Genomic DNA, 20,810 nt, shown 5'->3' with positions numbered 1-20,810 from the left:
ACGGGCGTCCACCACGCGCTAGTCTGCCGTCCCATGTCGCCGAACGGACAGTACCGCCCGTACGACACCGCCGGTTCGGGCATCTTCGTCGGCCGCTTCAGCATGCCGCGCGGCAGCGCCTTCACCACGCACTGGCACGGCCACCATCAACTCGCCTGGTCGGCCAAGGGGTTGCTCCGGGTGCGCAGCGAGCAGGGGGTGTGGCTGCTGCCGCCGTCGCTGGCCCTGTGGATCCCGGCGGGGGTCGCGCACGCCACCGAGTCGGCGGGCGACGTCGTCATGCGCAGTCCGTACGTGGATCCGGCGTGCTGCCCGCACATCGACTGGCACGATCCGACCGTCGTGGCCGTAACTCCCCTGCTGCGGGCACTCATTGACCACCTGTTCCGTACGGACCTGGCCCCGGACGCCCGTTCGCGCGCCGAGCTCGTACTCCTCGACGAGCTGCGTCCGGTGCCGGTCACCAGCGTCTTTGCACCCCTGCCCCGCGACCCGCGCGCCCGCACGGTGGCCGAGGCACTGCGCGCCGACCCGGCGGACGGCCGGAGCCTCGCGGACTGGGGCGTCCAGGCCGGCGCCGGCGCACGGACGTTGGCCCGTCTCTTCGTCGCCGAGACGGGCCTTGCCTTCGGGCAGTGGCGGGAGCGCTCGCGGATGCAGTCCGCGATGCCCTACCTCGCGGCGGGCCTGCCGATCGAGTCGGTGGCCCACCGCGTCGGCTATGCCACGGCCAGCTCCTTCACCGCCGCGTTCCACCGGCTGGTGGGCGTGACGCCGAGGCAGTACTTCCCGGTCGGCTGAGGGTTTCGGCCAGCAGCGCCGCCGTCCTGGCGACGAGGGCGTCGTCCCATGCCGCGTCCTGGTCGGGCTGCGTCGACAGGACGGACAGGACGACGGGGGCGCCGGTGTCGGTCCAGGCGATGCCCACGTTGTTGGTGGTGCCGTAGGAGCCGGAGCCCGTCTTGTCGGCGATGGTCCAGGTCGTCGGGAGGCCTGCCCGGAAGCGTTTGTCGCTGGTCGTGTTGTTCAGCAGCCAGTGCGTGAGGAGGCTGCGGTCCCGGCGGTTCAGTGCGTCGCCGAGGACCAGTCGGCCGTACGTGCGGCCGATGGCGTACGGGCTCGTCGTGTCCGTCTCCCGCCACGGCTCGGCCGAGTTGAGATCGGGCTCCCAGCGGTCCAGGCGGGTCACCGGGTCGCCGAGGGAGCGGCAGAAGCGGGTGATCGCGGTGGGGCCGCCGAGTTCGCGCAGCAGGAGGTTGGCCGCGGTGTTGTCGCTGTAGCGGATGGCCACGTCGGCGAGTTCGGCGATCGTCATGCCGGTGGCCAGGTGTTTCCTGGTCTGGTCGGAGCCGCTCACCAGATCGGCCGCCGTGTAGTGGATCCGGCGGGCGAGCACCTCTCCGTGCCGGTCCAGGTCCCTCAGGACGGCCGCTGCCGCCAGGGTCTTGAACACGGAGCAGACGGGGAAGCGTTCGTCGGCACGGTGACGGACGGTCCGCCCGGTTGAGAGGTTGTGGGCGAAGACGCCGAGCCGGGCGCCGTGTCGGTTCTCCAGGCGGCGGAGGCGGGCGGTGAGGCTCTTGTCGTCGGTGGCGTGTGCGGGGACGCTCGTCAGCAGGGCGGCCGCGGTGGCGGTGCCGGTCGCGAGGAGGGTGCGTCGGGTCATCGGGGACGTGTCGGAGCCTAAGATCTTTTTCTCCTTCGCTCGATGTGGGGCGACGATCTCTCCAGTGATCGACGCCGGATCTCATCCCTTGGTTGCGGGGCCGTAGACCATCGGAGGACGGCGATGCGCGCCCGCGCTCGGCACAGTGACGGCATGGAGAAGACGAAGGGGATCAACCGAGCACAGTTCCTGGCCGGGGCGGCGGCCCTGGGAGTCACGGCGGTGACCCTGCCCGCGCGCCCGGCCGAGGCGACCGGAGGCGGGCTGAGGCACCACGGCGTCGTCTACACCGTCGGCGCCGGCGAGACCCCCGGCACCGCCTTCAGTACCGCTCGCATGCGCGCCGACGTCCGCGTCATCCGCGACGACCTGCACGCCGACACCCTCGACGTCACCGGCGACGGCGTCGAACGCCTCACCGCCACCGCCGCCGAGGCCGCCGAACGCGGGCTGCACGTCTGGCTCCAGCCGACCCTCGGGGACGTTCCGCAGCGGGACATCCTCGAACACCTCGCGGAGACCGGGCGGTTCGCGGAGCGGCTGCGACGGCAGGGCGCGAGCGTGGACCTCAGTGTGGGCTGCGAGTTCTGGCTGTTCGTGCCCGGCATCGTGCCGGGGGAGACCGTCCTGGAGCGCGTCGAGAACCTGCAGAAGGGGACGGTCGACTGGAAGATCGTGCAGCGCCGCCTGGACCACTTCACGGCGAAGGCGGCGAAGGTGGGCCGCTCGGTCTTCCGGGGCCGGCTGAGTTATGCCGCCGCCCAGGACGACGAGGTGGACTGGAGCCTGTTCGACGTCATCGGCATCGACTACTACTCGTACTTTCGCGAACCGGGCGCATACGTGCGGGAGTTGCGCAAGTACCTCCGCTGGGGCAAGCCCCTCGCGATCACCGAGTTCGGCACCTGCACGTATGTCGGTGCCCCCGAGGCGGGCGGCATGGGCTGGGGCATCGTCGACCACGAGAAGGACCCGCCGGAGATCAAGGGCGAGCCGGTCCGCAGCGAGCGCGTCCAGGCCGCCTACCTGACGGACCTGCTCGACGTCTTCGAGTCGATGGGCCTGTACGCGGCGATGGCCTTCGAGTTCGTCACCCCGGACTCCCCGCACCGCCCCGACGACCCGCGTCACGACCTCGACCTGGCGAGCTACAGCATCACCAAGACCCTCAAGGACCGTCCGGACGACCCGGGTTCGGGGTGGCACTGGGAGCCGAAGGAGGCGTTCCACGCGCTCGCCCGACGCTATGCCGGGGCGTGCCGATCGTCCGGTCAGTCGCAGTAGACGTCGGCCTCCGGCCGCTCGCCCGTGGCCAGGAAGCGGGACACCGTCTCGTCCCCGCACGCATTGCCGTTGGCGAGGTAGGCGTCGTGGCCGGTGGAGTTCACGGTGACCATCACGGCACGGTCGCCCAGGGCGCGGCGGAGCTTCAGGGCACCGGCGAGCGGGGTGTTGACGTCCCGTTCGTTCTGCACGAGCAGGATGTCGGACGGCCCCCGGTCGGTGATCCGTACCGGCGCCTGCTTCGGCGGGTACGGCCAGGCGGCGCACACCATCGCGTTGCGCGGCATGCCCACGGTCAGCGGGTACTCGGCCCGGCTCTCGTCGACGCCCTTCTGGTACTCGGCGGCCGACGTGGGCCAGGCGACGTCGTTGCACAGCGTCGCCGCGCCGACCGCGGCGACGTTCTGCAGGACCTGCTCCGGTGGGGCCGCGGGCGCGGGCGGCACGGTGCCCTTGCGCGCGGCCAGGATCAGCTCCGCGAGGGCGGGGAAGTCGTCGGGGTCGGCGAAGCTGTTCAGCAGGGTCTGGCGCAGCACGCTGCCGTTCAGTTCCTCGGGGTTGGCGCCGGGCCACGGGATGGGTTCCCGGTCCAGGCGCGCGGCCAGGTTCAGGAACAGGGGCCGTACCTCGGCCGCCGTCTCGGCCAGCCGGTCCGGGTTGTCCGGCGCCGACGCCCACCTCGCGAACTCGGGGAAGGTGTCCTCGACGCCCTGCTCGTGCCCGGCGAGCCAAGCGCGCGAGACCAGGGTGGGATCGGGGTTGTCGTTGCTGTCCAGCACGATCCGGTCGGTGCGGTGCGGGAACAACTGGCTGTAGACCGAGCCGACGTACGTCCCGTACGACACACCCCACGCGGAGATCTTCTGCTCGCCCAGTGCGGCCCGGAGGCGGTCGAGGTCGCGGGCCTCGTTACGGGTGCTGAGGTGCTTGAGGAGCTCGCCGCCGTTGCGGGCACAGGCGTCCGCCATGCGTTGCGCGGTGGCCATGTTCTCGTCCACGGACCCGTCCGCGGCGGGCCAGGGCCGCAGCTTGGACAGGGCGAGGTCGGCATGGTCGAGGCCGCAGTCGACGGAGGTGGAGGGGGCGAGCCCGCGCGGGGCGAAGCCGATCAGGTCGTAGGTGTCGCGTACGTCCTGGGGCAGCTTCTGTCCCTTCCCGGAAGGCGCGTCGAGACTGGACCCGCCCGGCCCGCCGGGGATCAGCAGCAACGCACCACGCCGGGTGTCCGGATTCTCGCTCGGTATCCGGGAGACGGCCATGCTGATCTTCCGGCCGTCGGGATCGGCGTAGTCCATGGGGACTTCGAGGGTGGCGCACTGCTGGCGGGGGTCGAGGCCGGTGCCGGTGCACTTCTCCCACTGGAGAGCGGGTGCGGCGGAGGCCGGGCCGGCGCTCAGGGGCGTCACGATCCCGAGCACCAGGGCGGTGGCGGCGACGATTCCGGCGTTTCGCTTGATCTGCGTCATGCGAACGAGCCTCTCGGATCTTCGCCTACCGCCCCATCCGGCCAACTGCCTTGTCCTTGCGGGGGTTTACCCCCTGGGGTACAGGTCAGGGATGCCCCTGGCTTCCCAACCCCCGCCGCATGACAAGCTGATGCTCCCCGGTCCGAAGTAGTCCCTGCGCATCCCGTCAGTCAGGCGGACCTCGTGAACGCCCTCCCCGCGTTTCAGGCGCAATACCTCCTGCAGCAGACCCCCAATTGCCTGATCTTGGTACCGTGGGTGAATGACGCCTGGATCGTCGGGGGACGCCCAGCTGAATGCTGATTTCGCCTGGGCGGCATTCGACCCGATCGCCTACGTTCATCACAACTACCTTGTCATGCAGGCGGAGGACGAGGAGATCCTGCGGATCGTCCGGGAACATTTCGGCGATCATTTCCAGGGTCGGGCCGGTGGACCCGTTTCCGGCGTCGATGTGGGTGCCGGAGCAAATCTCTATCCCGCGCTCACCATGCTGCCGTGGTGCGACGAGATCACCCTCTTCGAGCGCTCGCCCGCGAACGTGGAGTACCTCGTGAGCCAGGCCAAGGGCAGTGACGCGAACTGGGACCAGTTCTGGCACGTCCTGTGCGAGGACGGGGCGTACTACGCCCTCGACATGGACCAGCGGGAGAAGTTCCGCAGGGTCGTCAGCGTCGAGCAGGGGTGCATCTTCGACCTGGACCGGTACGAGGCGCGGTGGTCGATGGGGACCATGTTCTTCGTCGCCGAGTCGATGACCGCCTCGCAGCAGGAGTTCGCCCTGGGCGTCGAGCGGTTCCTGGGGGTCCTGGCCCCCGGCGCTCCCTTCGTCGCCGCCTTCATGGAACATTCGAAGGGGTATCAGGTGGGCGAGCAATTCTTCCCCGCCTGTGATGTGGGAGAGACCGAGGTTCGTGCGAGTCTCGATCCATTTGCCGAGGACCTCAAGGTCGAGTGCCTCAGAAGCTCGGCCACCGTGCGCGAGGGTTATTCGGGAATGATCGTCGCTTATGGACGGCGTCGGAACTGAGGGCAGCGCAGCCGTGTGTGTGTGGGGGGCACGGGAATGCAGATCAAGCCGCGCCCGCACCCTCTCGACATGCTCCTGGAGGCCACCGCGCGGCGCGAGATGCACGGTTCGAGGCCCGCAGGCCGGTCTTCCGCACCCGGTCGGCGTGGATGCGTGCCTGCGACAGCGACCTCAGGCAGTTCGCCTCCCGCCCTGGCATCGGCTACGACCAGGTCCCCCGGCTCCGTGCCCCTCGAACCCGTTCTGCAGTGGCGTGAGCAGCTCATCACCGACGAGGACGTCCTCGACAGTCAGATCGCCAACACGGAGACCTGGGAAGCGCTCAGGGGGCTCGCCGCCCGCCTCACCGAAGACGAGTGGCGGCCGAGGCGTGACGAATGGGCGTACGCCGCGCGGGCGTGTGTACGCGGGCTCGGATAGTCTCGAAGCCCCGGTGACAACGTTGCCCGAGCCCGGGCGCTCACAGAGCCGGACGACGGAGGCGAAAGCAGTGTCGGCCAAGGCGGTGGTGATCGGCGCCGGAGTCTCAGGGCTCACCACGGCGGTGTGTCTGGCGGAGTCCGGAATGGACGTCCGGGTGGACACCGACCGGTCCCCGGGCGAGACGACCTCGGCGGCCGCGGGCGCGATGTGGGACCCGTATCTCGCCGAACCCAGTGACCTGGTCGAACGGTGGAGCCGGGAGACCCTGTCGGAACTTGTCGCGCTGAGCCCCGACGCGGACACGGGGATCCGACTGGTGGAGGGCACTCAGGAATCCAGGCTCCCGTGCGACATGCCGGTGTGGGGCGGCCTGGTGGGCGCGCGCCTGTGCCGGCCGGACGAGCTCCGGCAGGGGTTCGTTGCCGGGTGGCGCTACCGCGCCCCTCTCGTCGACATGCCCCGGTACCTGAACTACCTCGTCCGACGGCTCGAGCAGGCGGGCGGAACCCTGCGCCGCCACCGCTACGACAGGCTCGACGAGGCCCTCCGGGAAGCACAGGTGGTCGTCAACTGCTCGGGCGCCGACGCCCGGTTCCTCGCGGACGACGCTTCGGTCGACGCGGTGCGCGGCCAGCTCGTCGTGGTGGAGAACCCCGGCATCCGGACCTTCTGGTGCGACGACACCCCCGGGGCCGAGGACCTCACCTACATCTATCCGCACGCCGACGTGCTGGTTCTGGGCGGTACGGCGGAGCGGGGCAACTGGGATCTGAGCCCGGACGAGGCCTCGGCCCGGGAGATCGTCCGCCGCTGCGCGGCCGTGGAGCCGTCGATCGGCGAAGCCCGGGTGCTGGGGTATCGGGTGGGGCTGCGGCCGGTCCGCAGCCGGGTCCGGCTCACGGACGAGCGGCACGAGGACACCCTGCTGCTGCACAACTACGGCCACGGCGGCGCCGGACTGACGCTGTCCTGGGGGTGCGCCCGCGAGGTGGCACAGCGGGTCCGTACGACAGCGGGACCTACTCCTTGATCTGCCACTGCCGGCGCTCCGCGATGTCGGCCTCCGCACCCCGGCGGAACAGATACAGCCAGGTCCGGGCCGCGAGCGTGAGGGTCAGGGCGGTGGTCCACGGCCAGCTGGTGGCGTCCGCCGCCACCAGCGCCGCGCCGACCGTCGGCGAGGCCGCCGTCAGCATCGTCAGGGCGAGCTCGAACCGGCTTCGGCGGAACCGGTGGGCGATGGAGAACTCGGACCGCTCGTACCAGGCGATCGCGGCGCTGAGTACGACGGCCAGGACCATCGTCGTCCAAGGGTCGCCGCTGGCCTGCGCGTAGGTGACGGGAAGCGAGATCAGGAAGGGGAGCACGCCTCCGTACTCGGAGAGCACGTTTCCCCACTTCATGATCCTGCCGAACGAGTTCGAGCGGATCCGGGCGAGTTCGCCGGAGGCGCTCGCGTAGACGATCAGGGAGAGCACGGTGCTGAACGTCGCCCCGATGAGGAGCAGCCGCACGTCGTCGGGGAACCGGGTCGACGAGAAGGCGAAGCCCAGCAGGAAGGTGATGGCGGCGAGTATCGAACCGGAGAAGGCGATGCCGGCCGCGGCCTCCCCCGACTGGAGGGCCGCCGGGTCGTCCTGCTCGAACCGCGCTATTTCGAACGCCGGTTTACCGCCCAGGGGCACCAGCGCCGTCACCGCGTGGTCGGAGGGCGACAGGGATTCCTTGAGCTGCTCGTGGGCGGTGACATGCACGAGATGCCGGGCGTCCGGATCCAGGTACTCCACACGGGACTTGTACTGGTAGTGGATGGGGAGGGCGCCCGTCCTGCCGCCGGTGCGCATGATCCGGGTCCCGATGAAACCGCACGCCAGCAGGAGGTGGGTCACCGCCAGTTGCTCCGTGGTCGCCAGGGCGGATATCAGCGGCGGCTCGCTCGAGGTCCGGTGCAGCTTCTTCACCGTCTCGGTCAGCAGCCGTGAGGCCATGCCCCGCCGGCGCATTCCGGCCCGGATCGCGATCACGGACAGCCGCGCATGCCCCGGTGACGGCATTTCCGCGGCCACGCACCCCACCAACTCGCCCTCGTATTCGGCTACCTGCACCAGTTCACGGTCGATGGCGTCGGCAAGGAGTTCCGACGAAGGAATGACCGCGCTCTCGCACGAATCGGCCAGCAGGGAGCGGAGCGGGGCCAGATCGGCGGGGGAGGCCGCCCGGGTGGACCATGCAGCCATGTCCGTCCGTTTCGTTCAGCTCGACCTCATGGGTCGCGCGCTCGCCGGTCGCTGAATCCTACAGATCAACTTCCCTGCGCACAGGTACCGTTGAGGCGCCGCCGTGGTGAATTCCGAGGCCTGCACGGTCCACGACACGAAGTGGAGACAGCTGTGACGGAGTCCGTGTTCCGGGAGTCCACCGCGGAGCCCCGCACCCAGTCCGTACCGCTTTCCCATCTCTCGCTGGAACTGGGCCATCTCTACATGGAGGACTTCGAGGCCGGACCCGGCCGACTGCGCGAGCACTTCGCCGAGGTGCGCGTCTGGATGGACGCCGCCCGCGCCTCCGCCGCCCGCCGCGCCGGTCTCAAACGGACCCGCATCAGTACCTGCTTCCTCATCGACGACTACTTCACCCGTTTCTCCAGTCCGGCCGAACTCGTCCCGCTCGTCCTCAAAGAGGCCGAGCGGGCGGGACTGGTCGTCGACTACCTGGCTCGCGAGTCCGGCTGTGCCGTAGCCGACCGGATCGAACCGGCCGAGTCCGTCCTGCACCGCATCGTCGAGTCCCCGCCGCCCGGCACCTACGGCTTCCGCCCGCCCGCCAGCCAGACCGGCTGGCTCGCCAACGGCCGACGCACGCCCACCGATCGGCGCAGTGCCCTGGGCGATGTCAAGACCTGGCAGCCGCCGCAGGAGACCGCGGCCCGCAATCACTCGGTGTTCATGGACGTCGAGCTGTGGTCCGAGGAGGGCGACCGGCGCGTGTGGTCCTGCGCCTTTATGGCCGCCGTGTGGCAGCTTGCCCGGCTCGGACTCCTACGACACCTTGGCAAGCCCGTGCTGACCCCGCGCCCCTGGGACGGCGGGGACTTCCCGGACGACTGGGACCGCCTGCCCCCGCTGCTCAGGCTCAACGCCTCCGCCGCACCCTTCAGCGCCTACCGCACCTGCACGCTGCTGCCGAACCGCTTCCTGGCCGTCGAGGACGCCGTCCGGCTCATCCTCGACCAGGTCGACGTCGACTCCGGCGCGCTGCGGCAGGTCGCCGAGCGGTCCGCCCGCGAAGGGGCCGCGGTGCCGACGGCGGTCGCACAGCGCGCCACCTACGTTTTCTACGAGGAGCCGGCCGACTTCTTCCCGCCCGAGGGGACGTGACATGACGTCCCCGCGACAGCAGGCGCGTCCGGTCCTCGCCTGCGGTGAGGTGCGCACCTGTCTGCTTCCGACCCTCCTCGCCCTGGACGGCCGCGCCGCAGCCCAACTGCTCAGGCTGCGCATGGACGAACACGAACGGGTCTCCGAGCGGCCCAATCTGTACGTCCGTTCCCCCGAGATCCTGACCGGCGTGGACTGCCGGCTGCCCACCTCCAACGGTGCCAAGGTCCGGGCCGTAGGCACGGTGATCACCCGTGCCGCGCTCACCGAGGGACGACTGCTCCAGGCCGGCGCGTACTTCAGTGCCCCGGCGGCCGGTCCCGGCCTGCGGCGTCCCTGGGGGCACTACCTCCTCCGGCCCGGCATCGTCGAACCCTTCGGCAAGCTGCCGGAGCAGGCCGCGGCAGAGGGGGTGCTGGAGGGAGCCGAGCGCGGTGAACTCGACCTCGGAACGATCGCGGACGGCATGCTCGCCCAACTTGTGCGTCATCCGCTCCTCGATCACCGGGTGCCCTTCAAGTCCCGGCGGACACGGCTGCGTTGGGCGGCGCTGCGGGCGACCGGGGGCGAGGGGCCCACGCTGGTGCGCTTCAGGCTGGCCGAGGACGGGCTGCGGACCGTGGAGCTGCGGCTGCCGGAGGACATCCCGGCCGGCGCGGCCGCCGGTCTGTGCGAGGACCTCGCGCTGCACGACTGGCTGCTGACGACCGTCGTGCACATGCTGGACATCAGCCGGCTCGGCACGGTGGACGGGTCGTCGGCGATCCTGGAGCTGCGCCCGGCCATCGACCATCTGCTGCATCTCTGGATGCCGGGCGCCCACGTGGACCCCGCCCTGCGTCACCTGTGGGACGTGCTGGAACGGGATCCGGGGTTCACTCGCCAGTGGCAGAACCTGGTCCAGCGGATCCGTGACCAACTGGCCGTCCAGGCCATTCGAGGATGCGCCGCTACTTGAGAAGGCCGAGGAAGCCGGTCCAAGAGCGTGCGGGGAAGACGAGGACGGGGCTGCCCGAGGCGAGTTTGGAGTCCCGGACCGGCACGACGCCGGGGACTCCGTCGGCGACCTCGACGCAGTCCTCCCCGCCGTCGCCGCCGCTGTAGGTGCTCTTGCGCCAGCGGGCGGCGCCCGGGAAGTCGTACGCGACCTCGACGCAATCGCCCCCGTTGCCGTCGCTGTATGTGCTCTTGCGCCAGCGGGCGCTGCTCAGGCCGTACTCGCGCATCGTCTGTAGTCCTCCGCCACCGACTCGATCAGGGCCAGGGTCGCCTCCGGCGACAACGCGGCGGCCCTGATGTGATCGTAGGACGCCCGGACCCGCTTCACCACCGCCGGTTCGTCCAGCAGGTTCCCCGAAAACACCCCCTCCGTATAGGCGGTTGGCGGCGCGTCCTCGAACTCCATGAGCTTCATCATCTTGCCCATGGCCGGGTGCGCTCCCGCCGCGAAGGGCAGCACCTGCAGTAGCACTGCGCGCTCCCGCAGCAGCGTCGCGATGTGGTCCAACTGGTGCGACATGACCCCGGCGTCGCCGACCGGGATGCGCAGGGCCGTCTCGTGCAGGACCGCCCAATACACGGGTCGTGTAGCGTCCTTGAGGAGCTGCGTCCGGTCCATGCGCCCTCTGACCAGCTCTTCGATGTACTCGTCGGTGGCCAGCGGATTGCCCGCCAGGAACACCGCTCGCGCGTACTCCCGCGTCTGGAGCAGCCCCGGAATCACCGTCGGCGCGTACTCGCAGATCTCTGTCGCCAGCCGCTCCAGCTCCACCACGTGTGCGAAGTACTCCGTGTACGGCTGCTCCTTGATGAGCTTTTTCCAGAGCCGTTCGAAAAAGCCATCGGTTTGTAGTATTTCATCAATCCGTTGCGCAACATCCAATTGAGGTTTCCGAATGGCCTGTTCGAACTGTCCGATGTACCCACCGGACACGAAAACTCTCAAGCCCAGTTCCGCCTGAGTGATCCCCGCGTCCTCGCGTCGTCGCTTCAGCTCCGTCCCGAAGAACTCCCAAGCCGCCTGCCGTGAACCATTGGCCACAGCCAATCACCCTCCGCTGACCCGCACTTGTAGTGCACAGACTCCTGCCGAGTGTAGGCCCGGCAGGGCATCGTGGAGATGAGAAGAGTGAAACCCGAAAAGGAAGGGGAGCACGGTGAGGTCTGTGGAGTCGCAGCACTCGGCGTTCTGCGTCGAAGAGGCGGAGGAAACGGTGAAAGAATTGCGCGCGGCGCTTCTTGCGGCGGGAATTACGCTGCCGTCACTCGGGCTCGATCCGGTGAGTCTTGCGCGGGAGGCGCCCTGTCCGCTCATCGAATTGGGGCGGTGTTCCGTTCAGACCGCGCAGCGACTCGCGGCGGTGCTGCGGTGAAGCCGCCGGTGGGGGCGTATGCCGTGGACACCCGGAGTGGGCGGGTGGGGATCGTCATGGGGCACGAGGGGCCGTATGTGCAACTGAGACCGTGCGGCGGAGGGCGGGAGTGGGACGCCGAGCCGGGTGCCGTGCGGCATGCCACGCCGGCCGAGCGGCTGAGCGCGATGACGACGTATGCCAATGCGCGCAGCCGCGGCGAGGTGCCGTGAAGCACGGGGACGACGGGGGACATCCGGAGTAGGCGAGAATGGGCCCATGAGTCTGTTCCGTGACGACGGCATCGTGCTGCGCACCCAGAAGCTGGGTGAGGCGGACCGGATCATCACGCTGCTCACGCGCGGTCACGGGCGGGTACGGGCCGTGGCCCGTGGGGTGCGCAGGACCAAGTCGAAGTTCGGGGCCCGGCTGGAGCCCTTCTCCCACGTCGACGTGCAGTTCTTCGCGCGGGGGAGCGAGCTGATCGGGCGCGGGCTGCCACTGTGTACGCAGAGCGAGACCATCGCGCCGTACGGGGGCGGGATCGTCGCGGACTACGCGCGCTACACCGCCGGGACGGCCATGCTGGAGACCGCCGAGCGGTTCACCGATCACGAGGGCGAGCCGGCGGTGCAGCAGTACCTGCTGCTCGTCGGTGCGCTGCGGACGCTCGCCCGGGGCGAGCACGCGCCGCATCTGATCCTCGACGCGTTCCTGCTCCGCTCTCTCGCCGTCAACGGCTACGCGCCGACCTTCACCGACTGCGCGAAGTGCGGCATGCCCGGGCCGAACCGGTTCTTCTCGGTGGCGGCCGGGGGGTCGGTCTGCGTCGACTGCCGGGTGCCGGGGAGTGTCGTACCGTCGCCGCAGACCCTGGAACTCCTCGGGGCGCTGCTTACGGGAGACTGGGAGACCGCGGACGCGAGCGAGCCGCGGTACGTCCGGGAGGGCAGCGGGCTGGTGTCCGCCTACCTGCACTGGCATCTGGAGCGCGGGCTGCGCTCCCTTCGATACGTCGAGAAGTCCTAGACAACGAGCACCGACAAGCACGAGGAGACGGAAGCACCATGGCCGTACGCGGGATCCTGGGGCGCCAGCGCCGTGAGTACAAGACGCCGGAGCCGCACCCGTCCGGGGCCCGCCCGCCGAAGCTCCCCGGTGAGCTGGTCCCCACCCACGTGGCGATCGTCATGGACGGGAACGGCCGCTGGGCCAAGGAGCGCGGCCTGCCGCGCACGGAGGGGCACAAGGTCGGCGCCGAGCGGGTGCTGGACGTGCTCCAGGGCGCGATCGAGATGGGTGTGAAGAACATCTCGCTGTACGCCTTCTCCACCGAGAACTGGAAGCGCTCGCCCGACGAGGTGCGCTTCCTGATGAACTTCAACCGCGACTTCATCCGCAGGACCCGTGACCAGCTCGACGAGCTGGGGATCCGGGTGCGCTGGGTGGGCCGTATGCCCCGGCTGTGGAAGTCCGTCGCCAAGGAGCTCCAGGTCGCCCAGGAGCAGACCAAGGACAACGACAAGCTGACGCTGTACTTCTGCATGAACTACGGCGGCCGTGCCGAGCTCGCGGACGCGATGCAGGCGATGGCGGAGGACGTGAAGGCGGGGCGGCTCGACCCGTCGAAGGTCTCCGAGAAGACCATCCAGAAGTATCTGTACTACCCGGACATGCCGGATGTGGATCTGTTCCTCCGCCCCAGCGGTGAACAGCGCACCTCCAACTACCTTCTGTGGCAGAGCGCCTACGCCGAGATGGTCTTCCAGAACGTGCTGTGGCCGGACTTCGACCGGCGTGACCTGTGGCGTGCCTGCGTGGAGTTCGCCTCGCGGGACCGCCGCTTCGGCGGCGCCATCCCGAACGAGGAGCTGCTGGCCATGGAGGGCAAGCAGGAGTAGGCCGGAGGGGCGCCCGGTGTCACCGGTGGCCGGGGGTGGGTGCGTAACCCGGCGCTGCGGGGTGCCGCTGCGCCCACCCCTTCCCCCACTCTCGACTTCGCTCGAGCGGGGGGACCCCCATCGCCCCAGCGGCACGACTGCCCGCAGCTGGGCCGCTGACCGCTAGGCCGACTTCGCCGCGCAGTCCTCACACGTCCCGAAGATCTCCACCGTGTGCGCCACGTTCACGAACCCGTGTTCCGACGCGATGGCCTCCGCCCACGTCTCCACCGCCGGGCCCTCGACCTCGACGGCCTTGCCGCAGACGCGGCAGACGAGGTGGTGGTGGTGTTCGCCGGTGGAGCATCGGCGGTAGACGGACTCGCCGTCGGAGGTGCGCAGCACGTCGACCTCGCCGGCGTCGGCGAGCGACTGGAGCGTGCGGTAGACCGTGGTCAGCCCGACCGAGTCGCCCTTGTGCTTGAGCATGTCGTGGAGATCCTGCGCGCTGCGGAACTCGTCGACCTCGTCGAGCGCCGCCGCCACGGCGGCCCGCTGCCGGGTGGCGCGGCCCTTCACGGGCGGTCCTGCGGTCGTCACCGGTTGCCTCCTCAACGTCTGCACCTGCCGGGCCATTGTGCCAGCCCGGCCTGTCAGTGGTCAGACGCCGACCTTTCCGTCGGACTCCCGGCTGGCCGGAATCGCACACTCCGCGGGGTCCCCGGCGGGCTGTGAGGCCGCCACTGCCCGCGCGCGCCGCCGGGCCAGCGGGGCCGCCAGCGCGGTCATGACGATGAACGCCCCGATGGTCAGCAGCACGATCGTCGCGCCGGGCGGCACGTCCTGGTAGTACGACGTCACGGTGCCGCCGATGGTCACCGAGACCCCGATGGCCACGGCGATCGCGAAAGTGGCCGCAAAGCTGCGGCTCAGCTGCTGCGCCGCAGCCACCGGCACCACCATCAGCGCCGACACCAGCAGCAGGCCGACCACGCGCATCGCGACCGTCACCGTGACCGCCGCGGTGATCGCCGTCAGCAGGTTCAGGGCACGTACCGGCAGGCCGGTGACCCGCGCGAACTCCTCGTCCTGGCTCACCGCGAACAGCTGGCGGCGCAGGCCGAGGGTGACCAGGACCACGAAGGCGGCCAGCAGACAGATCGCCGTGACGTCCGACTCGCTGACCGTCGAGAGCGAGCCGAAGAGGTACGACGTCAGGTTCGCGTTCGAGCCCGTCGGCGCGAGGTTGATGAACATCACGCCGCCGGCCATGCCGCCGTAGAAGAGCATCGCGAGGGCGATGTCGCCGCGGGTCTTGCCGTACCAGCGGATCAGCTCCATGGCGACCGCGCCGAGCACGGAGACGAGCGTCGCCATCCACACCGGGGACCAGGACAGCAGGAAGCCGAGGCCGACGCCGGTCATCGCCACGTGGCCGATGCCGTCGCCCATGAGGGCCTGGCGGCGCTGGACGAGGTAGATGCCGACGGCCGGGGCCGTGATGCCGACCAGGACGGCGGCGAGCAGGGCCCGCTGCATGAAGGCGTAGTTCAGGAGGTCCATCAGCTCAGCAGTCCCGTCCGGATCGGTTCGGCGTCGTGAGCCGCGTGCGGGTGTACGTGGTCGTGGCCGGGCAGCGCGTGCTGGCCGAGGGCCTTCGGGGGCGGGCCGTCGTGCTGGACGCAGCCGTCGCGCAGGACGACCGCCCGGTTGATCAGGGGCTCCAGGGGGCCCAGTTCGTGCAGGACGAGGAGGACGGAGACGCCCCGGGCGACCTGCTCCCTGAGGGTGCGGGCCAGCACCTCCTGGCTCGCCAGGTCCACGCCCGCCATCGGTTCGTCCATGATCAGCAGTTCGGGTTCGGCGGCGAGGGCGCGGGCGATCAGCACACGCTGGTGCTGGCCGCCGGAGAGGGCGCCCACGGAGTCCTTCGCGCGGTCGGCCATGCCGACCAGGTCCAGGGCACGGCGTACGGCCTCGTGGTCGGCCTTGCGCAGCATGCCGAAGCGGGCGCGGGAGAGGCGGCCGGAGGAGACGATCTCGGTGACCGTCGCGGGGACGCCGCCCGCGGCGGTGGTGCGCTGCGGGACGTAGCCCACGCGCGCCCAGTCGCGGAAGCGGCGGCGCGGGGTGCCGAACAGCTCGATCTCGCCGTCGCTCACCGGCACCTGGCCGATGATGCTGCGGATCGCGGTCGACTTGCCGGAGCCGTTGGCCCCGAGCAGCGCGACGACCTCGCCGCGGGACACGGTGAGGTCGATTCCGCGCAGGACGGGGCGCGAGCCCAGCTCGGCGCGGACGCCGCGCAGGGAGATGACGGGCTCGCTCACGAGGTCCTCCGTAGGGATCACTTGGCGCCGAGAGCGGTCTTCAGCGCGGTCAGGTTGGACTCCATGACCTGGAAGTAGTCGTCGCCCTCGGACTTCTCGGTGATGCCCTCGAGCGGGTCGAGGACGTCCGTCTTGAGGCCCGCGTCCTGGGCGAGGGTCTTCGCGGTCTTGTCGGACACCAGTGTCTCGTAGAAGACGGTGGTGACGCCGTCGGCCTCGGCCTCCGTCTGGAGCTCCTTGATCCGGGCGGGGCTGGGCTCGCTCTCCGGGTCGAGGCCGGAGATGGCCTCCTGGGTCAGGCCGTAGCGCTCGGCGAGGTAGCTGAAGGCGGCGTGGTTGGTGAAGAAGATCTTGGTGCCGGTGTTCTTCAGGCCGTTCTCGTACGCGCTGTCGAGGTCGGCGAGCTTCTTGGCCAGCGCGGCGGCGTTCTTCTTGTAGTCCGCCGCGTGGTCCGGGTCGGCCTTCTCGAAGGCCTTGGCGACACCCTCGGCGACCTCGGCGTACTTCACCGGGTCGAGCCAGATGTGCGGGTCGAGGGCGTGTTCCTCCTCGGAGGAGGCCTCCTCGCCCTCGTGCTCGTGCTCGACGTCGCCGTGGTCCTCCAGCTTGGTCAGCGTGGCCGCGTCGATCTTGTTCTTGACGTCGGCCTGCGTGACCGCCTTGTCGACGGCGGGCTGGAGGTTCTTGAGGTAGAGCACCGCGTCGGACTCCTGGAGCTGCGCGGTCTGCTTGGCGCTGATCTCCAGGTCGTGGGGTTCCTGGCCGGGCTCGGTGAGACTGGTGACGTTCACATGGGTCCCGCCGATCTGCTCGGCGAGGAAGGCCATCGGGTAGAACGAGGCGACGACGTCGAACTTGTCCGTGTTGCCCGCCGCCGCGCTGTCGCTGGAGCAGGCGGAGAGGGTGCCGAGGCCGAGGGCGGCGGCCGCGGCGACCGCGATGCCGGATATGTGGTGTCGTCGTACGTTCATGACACTCATTTTCAACAAATATGGAAACCGTTGTCAACAAACATGGTGAGAGGCCTGTACGGGCAACCGATTTGATCGGAGGGGATCCCCCGCCGGTAACCTGAAGCATTCGCTCTGAAGCATCCTCGCTTCGTCGCCCGTCGTCGTAATGAAGAGAGCACCGTGGCCGCCGACAAGATCGACACCATCGTCAGCCTGAGCAAGCGCCGTGGCTTTGTATTCCCCTGCAGTGAGATCTACGGCGGACAGCGCGCCGCCTGGGACTACGGGCCGCTGGGTGTCGAGCTCAAGGAGAACCTCAAGCGCCAGTGGTGGCGTTACATGGTGACGTCGCGCGAGGACGTGGTCGGTATCGACTCGTCCGTGATCCTGGCCCCCGAGGTCTGGCAGGCCTCCGGCCACGTCGCCACCTTCACGGACCCGCTCACCGAGTGCACCTCGTGCCACAAGCGGTTCCGTGCCGACCACCTTGAAGAGGCGTACGAGGCCAAGCACAACCGCCCGCCGGAGAACGGCCTGGCGGACGTGAACTGCCCCAACTGTGGCAACAAGGGCCAGTTCACCGAGCCCAAGCAGTTCTCGGGTCTGCTCTCCACCCACCTCGGCCCGACCCAGGACAGCGGCTCGATCGCCTACCTGCGTCCCGAGACCGCGCAGGGCATCTTCACCAACTTCGCCCAGGTGCAGACCACTTCGCGTCGCAAGCCGCCGTTCGGCATCGCGCAGATGGGCAAGTCCTTCCGCAACGAGATCACGCCCGGCAACTTCATCTTCCGCACCCGCGAGTTCGAGCAGATGGAGATGGAGTTCTTCGTCAAGCCGGGCGAGGACGAGAAGTGGCAGGAGTACTGGATGGAGCAGCGCTGGAACTGGTACACCGGCCTGGGCCTGCGTGAAGAGAACATGCGCTGGTACGAGCACCCGGCGGAGAAGCTCTCCCACTACTCCAAGCGCACCGCCGACATCGAGTACCGCTTCCAGTTCGGCGGCAACGAGTGGGGCGAGCTCGAAGGTGTGGCCAACCGCACCGACTACGACCTCGGCGCCCACTCCAAGGCCTCCGGCCAGGACCTCTCCTACTTCGACCAGGAGGCCGGCGAGCGCTGGACGCCGTACGTCATCGAGCCCGCGGCCGGTGTCGGCCGCGCGATGCTGGCGTTCCTGCTCGACGCCTACATCGAGGACGAGGCCCCGAACGCCAAGGGCAAGCTGGAGAAGCGCACGGTGCTGCGCCTGGACCCGCGGCTGTCCCCGGTGAAGGTCGCGGTGCTTCCGCTGTCCCGCAACCCCGAGCTGTCCCCGAAGGCCAAGGGTCTCGCCCAGGCGCTGCGGCAGAACTGGAACATCGACTTCGACGACGCCGGCGCAATCGGCCGCCGCTACCGCCGCCAGGACGAGATCGGTACGCCGTTCTGCGTGACGGTCGACTTCGACACCCTGGACGACAACGCGGTGACGGTGCGCGAGCGTGACTCGATGAAGCAGGAGCGGGTTTCGCTGGACCAGATCGAGGGGTACCTGGCGAGCCGGCTGATCGGCTGCTAGGTGTTCGTGCCGGGCCGGCGTCCGCCCGGCCCGGTGGTGTGACGGCCGCGGCTCTCGTCGTGGCCTGCCGCGCCACGCGGCCAAGCCGCATGCCGACACAGTTCCCCGCGCCCCTCGGTGGGCGCGGGGAACTGTTCGTCTACAGGTCCACGTCCACGTAGAGAGCGGCGTGGTCGGATGCGGCGTCGGCCTTCGAGGTCACGGTGTCGAAGGACTTGATGTCGTCCGCGAAGATGCCGCGGGTCTCCAGGCCGACGTGTTGCACCTCCTGCCACACTTCCGGTGCCAGCAGCAGGTAGTCGAGCTTGTTCTGCTCGCTCTTGCACTCCCCGAACGTGCCGGGCAGTCCGCGATAGGAGCGGTGCGTCATCACGTCCCGCAGGCCGGTGCCCTCCAGCACTGCGGCCGTGTCGCTCTCCGGGTGGTCGTTGAGGTCCCCGGCGACGACGACGTGCGGCGTGCGCTCCAGCGCGGCCCGGTAGATCTGCGCGACCCGCCTCGCCTGGGCCAGCCGCAGTTCCGGGTCGTCGTGGGACTTGCTCTTCAGGTGGTTGCCGAGGAGCACGAGGGGCGTGCCGTTGAGCCGGATCTCGAACTCGGGGCAGTCACGGCTGAAGAGGCGCTGGTCGGGACGGTCCGGGTTGGTGTCGAAGAGGTGGGTCCGTACGGATGTGATCGGGTGGCGGCTGAGGATCCCGATGTCGATGCCCCGGCTGTCGTTGCCGTCGATCAGCAGCGCGTAGGGGTACGGCCGCCTGCCGAGCGCCCCGGCCAGCACCTGCGTGTTGAAGCGCTCCAGGGTGAACCGGTCCTCGACCTCCACGGTGAGCAGGATGTCGGCGTCGACTTCCGAGACCACCCGGCCGGTGTTCCGCACCACGTCCAGGTCGAGGTCGTCCTGCCCCAGTTCGGCCCAACCGGCCCACGCGGCACGGCCCTTGGCGGTGACCTCGACGTCGGTGTTTCTCCCTGACCCCGTCGTCCTGAACAGTCCGGACTCCTTGCCCGGGCGGGACTGGTTGACGAAGATCGGCGGCGGCGGGTTCTTCGGGTCGGTGTCGTACGCCCGGTGCTTCTTGACGAGCCGGGCGATCTCCTTCTTGTCGTCGGCCTGGTACACAGGCAGGTCGAGGAGACCGACCAACTCGGCGAAGTCGTCGAGGATTTCCCTGCGCTTCGCCGGGTCCTCCAGGCGGAAGACCGTGGGCCGGCGGAAGACGTTCTCCATGTTGAACGTGGCGATACGGATGCTCATACGGGCCTCCTGGGGTGGCGCGAGAGTGCCCCCGGGCCGGCGGCAGGCGCCGCCCGAGATGACTGCACGCCGACATCTCTCATTGTCCTCGGGGTACCCGTCCCGTCGACCGGACAGATGACAGCTGACAGATGACGGATTGCAGATGTCGGCTGACAGATATTGAAATCTGTCAGCTGACATGCCATGGTGGATGTCATGACGATGCACACGCGCACTCTCGGAAACACCGGCCCCCAGGTCTCCGCCCTCGGCCTCGGCTGCATGGGCATGTCCGCGCTGTACGGTGACGCCGACCGCGCCGAGTCGATCGCCACCGTCCATGCCGCCCTGGAAGCCGGCGTGACCCTCCTCGACACCGGCGACTTCTACGGCATGGGCCACAACGAACTGCTGATCGGCGAGGCCCTGCGCACCGCGCCCGCCGCCCGCCGCGAACAGGCCCTGGTCAGCGTGAAGTTCGGCGCGCTGCGCGACCCGGACGGCGGCTGGTCCGGATACGACGGCCGCCCGGCCGCCGTGAAGAACTTCGCCGCGTACTCGCTCCAGCGCCTCGGCGTCGACCACATCGACGTCTACCGGATCGCCCGGCTCGACCCCTGCGTACCGATCGAGGAGACGGTCGGCGCGATCGCCGAACTGATCGAGAAGGGCCACGTCCGTCACGTGGGCCTGAGCGAGGTCGGCGCCGACACCATCCGCCGGGCCGCCGCCACCGCCCCCGTCAGCGACCTGCAGATCGAGTACTCGCTGATCTCGCGCGGCATCGAGGACGAGATCCTGCCGACCACCCGTGAACTGGGCATCGGCGTGACGGCGTACGGCGTCCTCTCCCGCGGTCTGATCTCCGGCCACTTCACCGGCGACCGGCAGCTCGCCGCGAACGACTTCCGGGCGATGTCCCCGCGCTTCCAGGGCGAGAACCTCCGGCACAACCTGAACCTCGTCGAGGCGCTGCGGAAGATCGCCGAGCAGAAGGGCGCCGGCGTCGCGCAGATCGCCATCGCCTGGGTGCTCTCCCGCGGCGCGCAGCACAACAACGACATCGTGCCGCTGGTCGGCGCGCGGACCCGGGAGCGGCTCGCGGAGTCGCTCGGCGCGCTGGACGTCACGCTGGATGCGGCCGACCTCGCCGCGATCGAGGAGGCCGTACCCGCCGGAGCCGCCGCAGGCGAGCGCTACCCGGCGGCCCAGATGGCGCACCTCGAACGCTGACCGGGCCGCCAGGTACG

At 69.6% G+C, this 20,810-nt stretch carries 23 protein-coding genes; 13 read left to right on the top strand and 10 right to left on the bottom strand.

Features of this window, described 5'->3' with window-relative positions; all coding sequences use genetic code 11:
• The first annotated feature begins 33 nt into the window (after nt 1-33).
• On the top strand, nt 34-801 hold the full coding sequence (locus ADK57_RS31345; protein ID WP_053752998.1) for an AraC family transcriptional regulator: 768 nt from the start codon (nt 34-36) through the stop codon (nt 799-801).
• Here the strand turns inward: ADK57_RS31345 and bla are convergent.
• Nucleotides 740-1,666, bottom strand: coding sequence for a class A beta-lactamase (gene bla, locus ADK57_RS31340; RefSeq protein WP_053752997.1), 927 nt, complete (start codon nt 1,664-1,666; stop codon nt 740-742). The genes ADK57_RS31345 and bla overlap by 62 nt on opposite strands.
• Nucleotides 1,667-1,819: 153 nt before the next feature.
• Between bla and ADK57_RS31335 the strand changes: the two genes are divergently transcribed.
• Nucleotides 1,820-2,950 (top strand): hypothetical protein, encoded by a 1,131-nt coding sequence (locus ADK57_RS31335; RefSeq protein WP_053752996.1) that lies wholly within the window; start codon nt 1,820-1,822, stop codon nt 2,948-2,950.
• On the opposite strand, the gene ADK57_RS31330 is transcribed toward ADK57_RS31335, so the two are convergent.
• Nucleotides 2,938-4,416, bottom strand: a complete 1,479-nt coding sequence (locus ADK57_RS31330; RefSeq protein ID WP_053752995.1) for an alpha/beta hydrolase — start codon at nt 4,414-4,416, stop codon at nt 2,938-2,940. The two genes, ADK57_RS31335 and ADK57_RS31330, sit on opposite strands and share 13 nt — an antisense overlap.
• A 262-nt stretch (nt 4,417-4,678) precedes the next feature.
• Between ADK57_RS31330 and ADK57_RS31325 the strand changes: the two genes are divergently transcribed.
• From ADK57_RS31325 to ADK57_RS31315, 3 genes are all read left to right on the top strand, one after another.
• Nucleotides 4,679-5,446 (top strand): SCO2525 family SAM-dependent methyltransferase, encoded by a 768-nt coding sequence (locus tag ADK57_RS31325; protein ID WP_053752994.1) that lies wholly within the window; start codon nt 4,679-4,681, stop codon nt 5,444-5,446.
• A gap of 225 nt (nt 5,447-5,671) precedes the next feature.
• Nucleotides 5,672-5,866, top strand: coding sequence for a hypothetical protein (locus ADK57_RS31320; RefSeq protein ID WP_053752993.1), 195 nt, complete (start codon nt 5,672-5,674; stop codon nt 5,864-5,866).
• Between the two features lie 70 nt (nt 5,867-5,936).
• A complete protein-coding gene (locus ADK57_RS31315) occupies nt 5,937-6,899 on the top strand; it encodes an FAD-dependent oxidoreductase (RefSeq protein WP_053752992.1) in 963 nt (320 codons plus the stop codon).
• Here the strand turns inward: ADK57_RS31315 and ADK57_RS31310 are convergent.
• Nucleotides 6,889-8,106, bottom strand: coding sequence for a GNAT family N-acetyltransferase (locus ADK57_RS31310; RefSeq protein WP_053752991.1), 1,218 nt, complete (start codon nt 8,104-8,106; stop codon nt 6,889-6,891). The genes ADK57_RS31315 and ADK57_RS31310 overlap by 11 nt on opposite strands.
• A 153-nt stretch (nt 8,107-8,259) precedes the next feature.
• Here ADK57_RS31310 and ADK57_RS31305 point away from each other — a divergent pair, with 153 nt between their 5' ends.
• Both ADK57_RS31305 and ADK57_RS31300 read left to right on the top strand, forming a co-directional pair.
• Entirely contained in the window at nt 8,260-9,246 is a 987-nt protein-coding gene (locus ADK57_RS31305; RefSeq protein ID WP_053752990.1) for an SCO2522 family protein, read from the top strand.
• 1 nt (nt 9,247) lies between these two features.
• A complete protein-coding gene (locus tag ADK57_RS31300) occupies nt 9,248-10,204 on the top strand; it encodes an SCO2521 family protein (protein WP_053752989.1) in 957 nt (318 codons plus the stop codon).
• Here the strand turns inward: ADK57_RS31300 and ADK57_RS31295 are convergent.
• Nucleotides 10,197-10,472 carry a DUF397 domain-containing protein gene (locus ADK57_RS31295; RefSeq protein ID WP_053752988.1) on the bottom strand — a complete coding sequence of 92 codons (276 nt, stop codon included), beginning with the start codon at nt 10,470-10,472 and terminating at the stop codon, nt 10,197-10,199. The genes ADK57_RS31300 and ADK57_RS31295 overlap by 8 nt on opposite strands.
• Nucleotides 10,454-11,287 carry a helix-turn-helix domain-containing protein gene (locus ADK57_RS31290; protein ID WP_053752987.1) on the bottom strand — a complete coding sequence of 278 codons (834 nt, stop codon included), beginning with the start codon at nt 11,285-11,287 and terminating at the stop codon, nt 10,454-10,456. The genes ADK57_RS31295 and ADK57_RS31290 overlap by 19 nt, the downstream gene beginning before the upstream one ends.
• A gap of 124 nt (nt 11,288-11,411) precedes the next feature.
• On the opposite strand from ADK57_RS31290, the gene ADK57_RS31285 reads away from it, so the two are divergent.
• Genes ADK57_RS31285 through ADK57_RS31270 form a run of 4 tightly spaced genes read left to right on the top strand, consistent with a single transcriptional unit; the run spans nt 11,412 to nt 13,498 of the window.
• Entirely contained in the window at nt 11,412-11,618 is a 207-nt protein-coding gene (locus tag ADK57_RS31285) for a hypothetical protein (protein ID WP_053753021.1), read from the top strand.
• Complete coding sequence (locus ADK57_RS31280) at nt 11,615-11,830, top strand: hypothetical protein (protein WP_053752986.1); 216 nt, start codon at nt 11,615-11,617, stop codon at nt 11,828-11,830. The genes ADK57_RS31285 and ADK57_RS31280 overlap by 4 nt, the downstream gene beginning before the upstream one ends.
• A gap of 46 nt (nt 11,831-11,876) precedes the next feature.
• A complete protein-coding gene (gene recO, locus ADK57_RS31275; protein WP_053752985.1) occupies nt 11,877-12,626 on the top strand; it encodes a DNA repair protein RecO in 750 nt (249 codons plus the stop codon).
• A gap of 38 nt (nt 12,627-12,664) precedes the next feature.
• Nucleotides 12,665-13,498, top strand: coding sequence for an isoprenyl transferase (locus tag ADK57_RS31270; protein WP_053752984.1), 834 nt, complete (start codon nt 12,665-12,667; stop codon nt 13,496-13,498).
• 162 nt (nt 13,499-13,660) lie between these two features.
• Here ADK57_RS31270 and ADK57_RS31265 read toward each other — a convergent pair whose 3' ends face one another.
• Genes ADK57_RS31265 through ADK57_RS31250 form a run of 4 tightly spaced genes read right to left on the bottom strand, consistent with a single transcriptional unit; the run spans nt 13,661 to nt 16,778 of the window.
• Entirely contained in the window at nt 13,661-14,077 is a 417-nt protein-coding gene (locus ADK57_RS31265; protein WP_053752983.1) for a Fur family transcriptional regulator, read from the bottom strand.
• Between the two features lie 60 nt (nt 14,078-14,137).
• A complete protein-coding gene (locus ADK57_RS31260) occupies nt 14,138-15,040 on the bottom strand; it encodes a metal ABC transporter permease (protein WP_053752982.1) in 903 nt (300 codons plus the stop codon).
• Complete coding sequence (locus tag ADK57_RS31255) at nt 15,040-15,807, bottom strand: metal ABC transporter ATP-binding protein (RefSeq protein WP_053752981.1); 768 nt, start codon at nt 15,805-15,807, stop codon at nt 15,040-15,042. Before ADK57_RS31255 ends, ADK57_RS31260 begins: the two co-directional genes overlap by 1 nt.
• A 17-nt stretch (nt 15,808-15,824) precedes the next feature.
• On the bottom strand, nt 15,825-16,778 hold the full coding sequence (locus ADK57_RS31250; RefSeq protein WP_053752980.1) for a metal ABC transporter solute-binding protein, Zn/Mn family: 954 nt from the start codon (nt 16,776-16,778) through the stop codon (nt 15,825-15,827).
• Between the two features lie 162 nt (nt 16,779-16,940).
• On the opposite strand from ADK57_RS31250, the gene ADK57_RS31245 reads away from it, so the two are divergent.
• Nucleotides 16,941-18,323 (top strand): glycine--tRNA ligase, encoded by a 1,383-nt coding sequence (locus ADK57_RS31245; protein WP_053752979.1) that lies wholly within the window; start codon nt 16,941-16,943, stop codon nt 18,321-18,323.
• Nucleotides 18,324-18,462: 139 nt separating this feature from the next.
• Here ADK57_RS31245 and ADK57_RS31240 read toward each other — a convergent pair whose 3' ends face one another.
• Nucleotides 18,463-19,578, bottom strand: a complete 1,116-nt coding sequence (locus tag ADK57_RS31240; protein WP_053752978.1) for an endonuclease/exonuclease/phosphatase family protein — start codon at nt 19,576-19,578, stop codon at nt 18,463-18,465.
• A 198-nt stretch (nt 19,579-19,776) separates the two neighbouring features.
• On the opposite strand from ADK57_RS31240, the gene ADK57_RS31235 reads away from it, so the two are divergent.
• Complete coding sequence (locus tag ADK57_RS31235; protein ID WP_053753020.1) at nt 19,777-20,793, top strand: aldo/keto reductase; 1,017 nt, start codon at nt 19,777-19,779, stop codon at nt 20,791-20,793.
• Nucleotides 20,794-20,810 lie beyond the last annotated feature (17 nt).

This window comes from Streptomyces sp. MMG1533, assembly GCF_001279775.1.
GTDB lineage: Bacteria > Actinomycetota > Actinomycetes > Streptomycetales > Streptomycetaceae > Streptomyces.
Note: the sequence above shows the minus strand (reverse complement) of the source record. Positions and strands in the feature narration are given on the sequence as shown.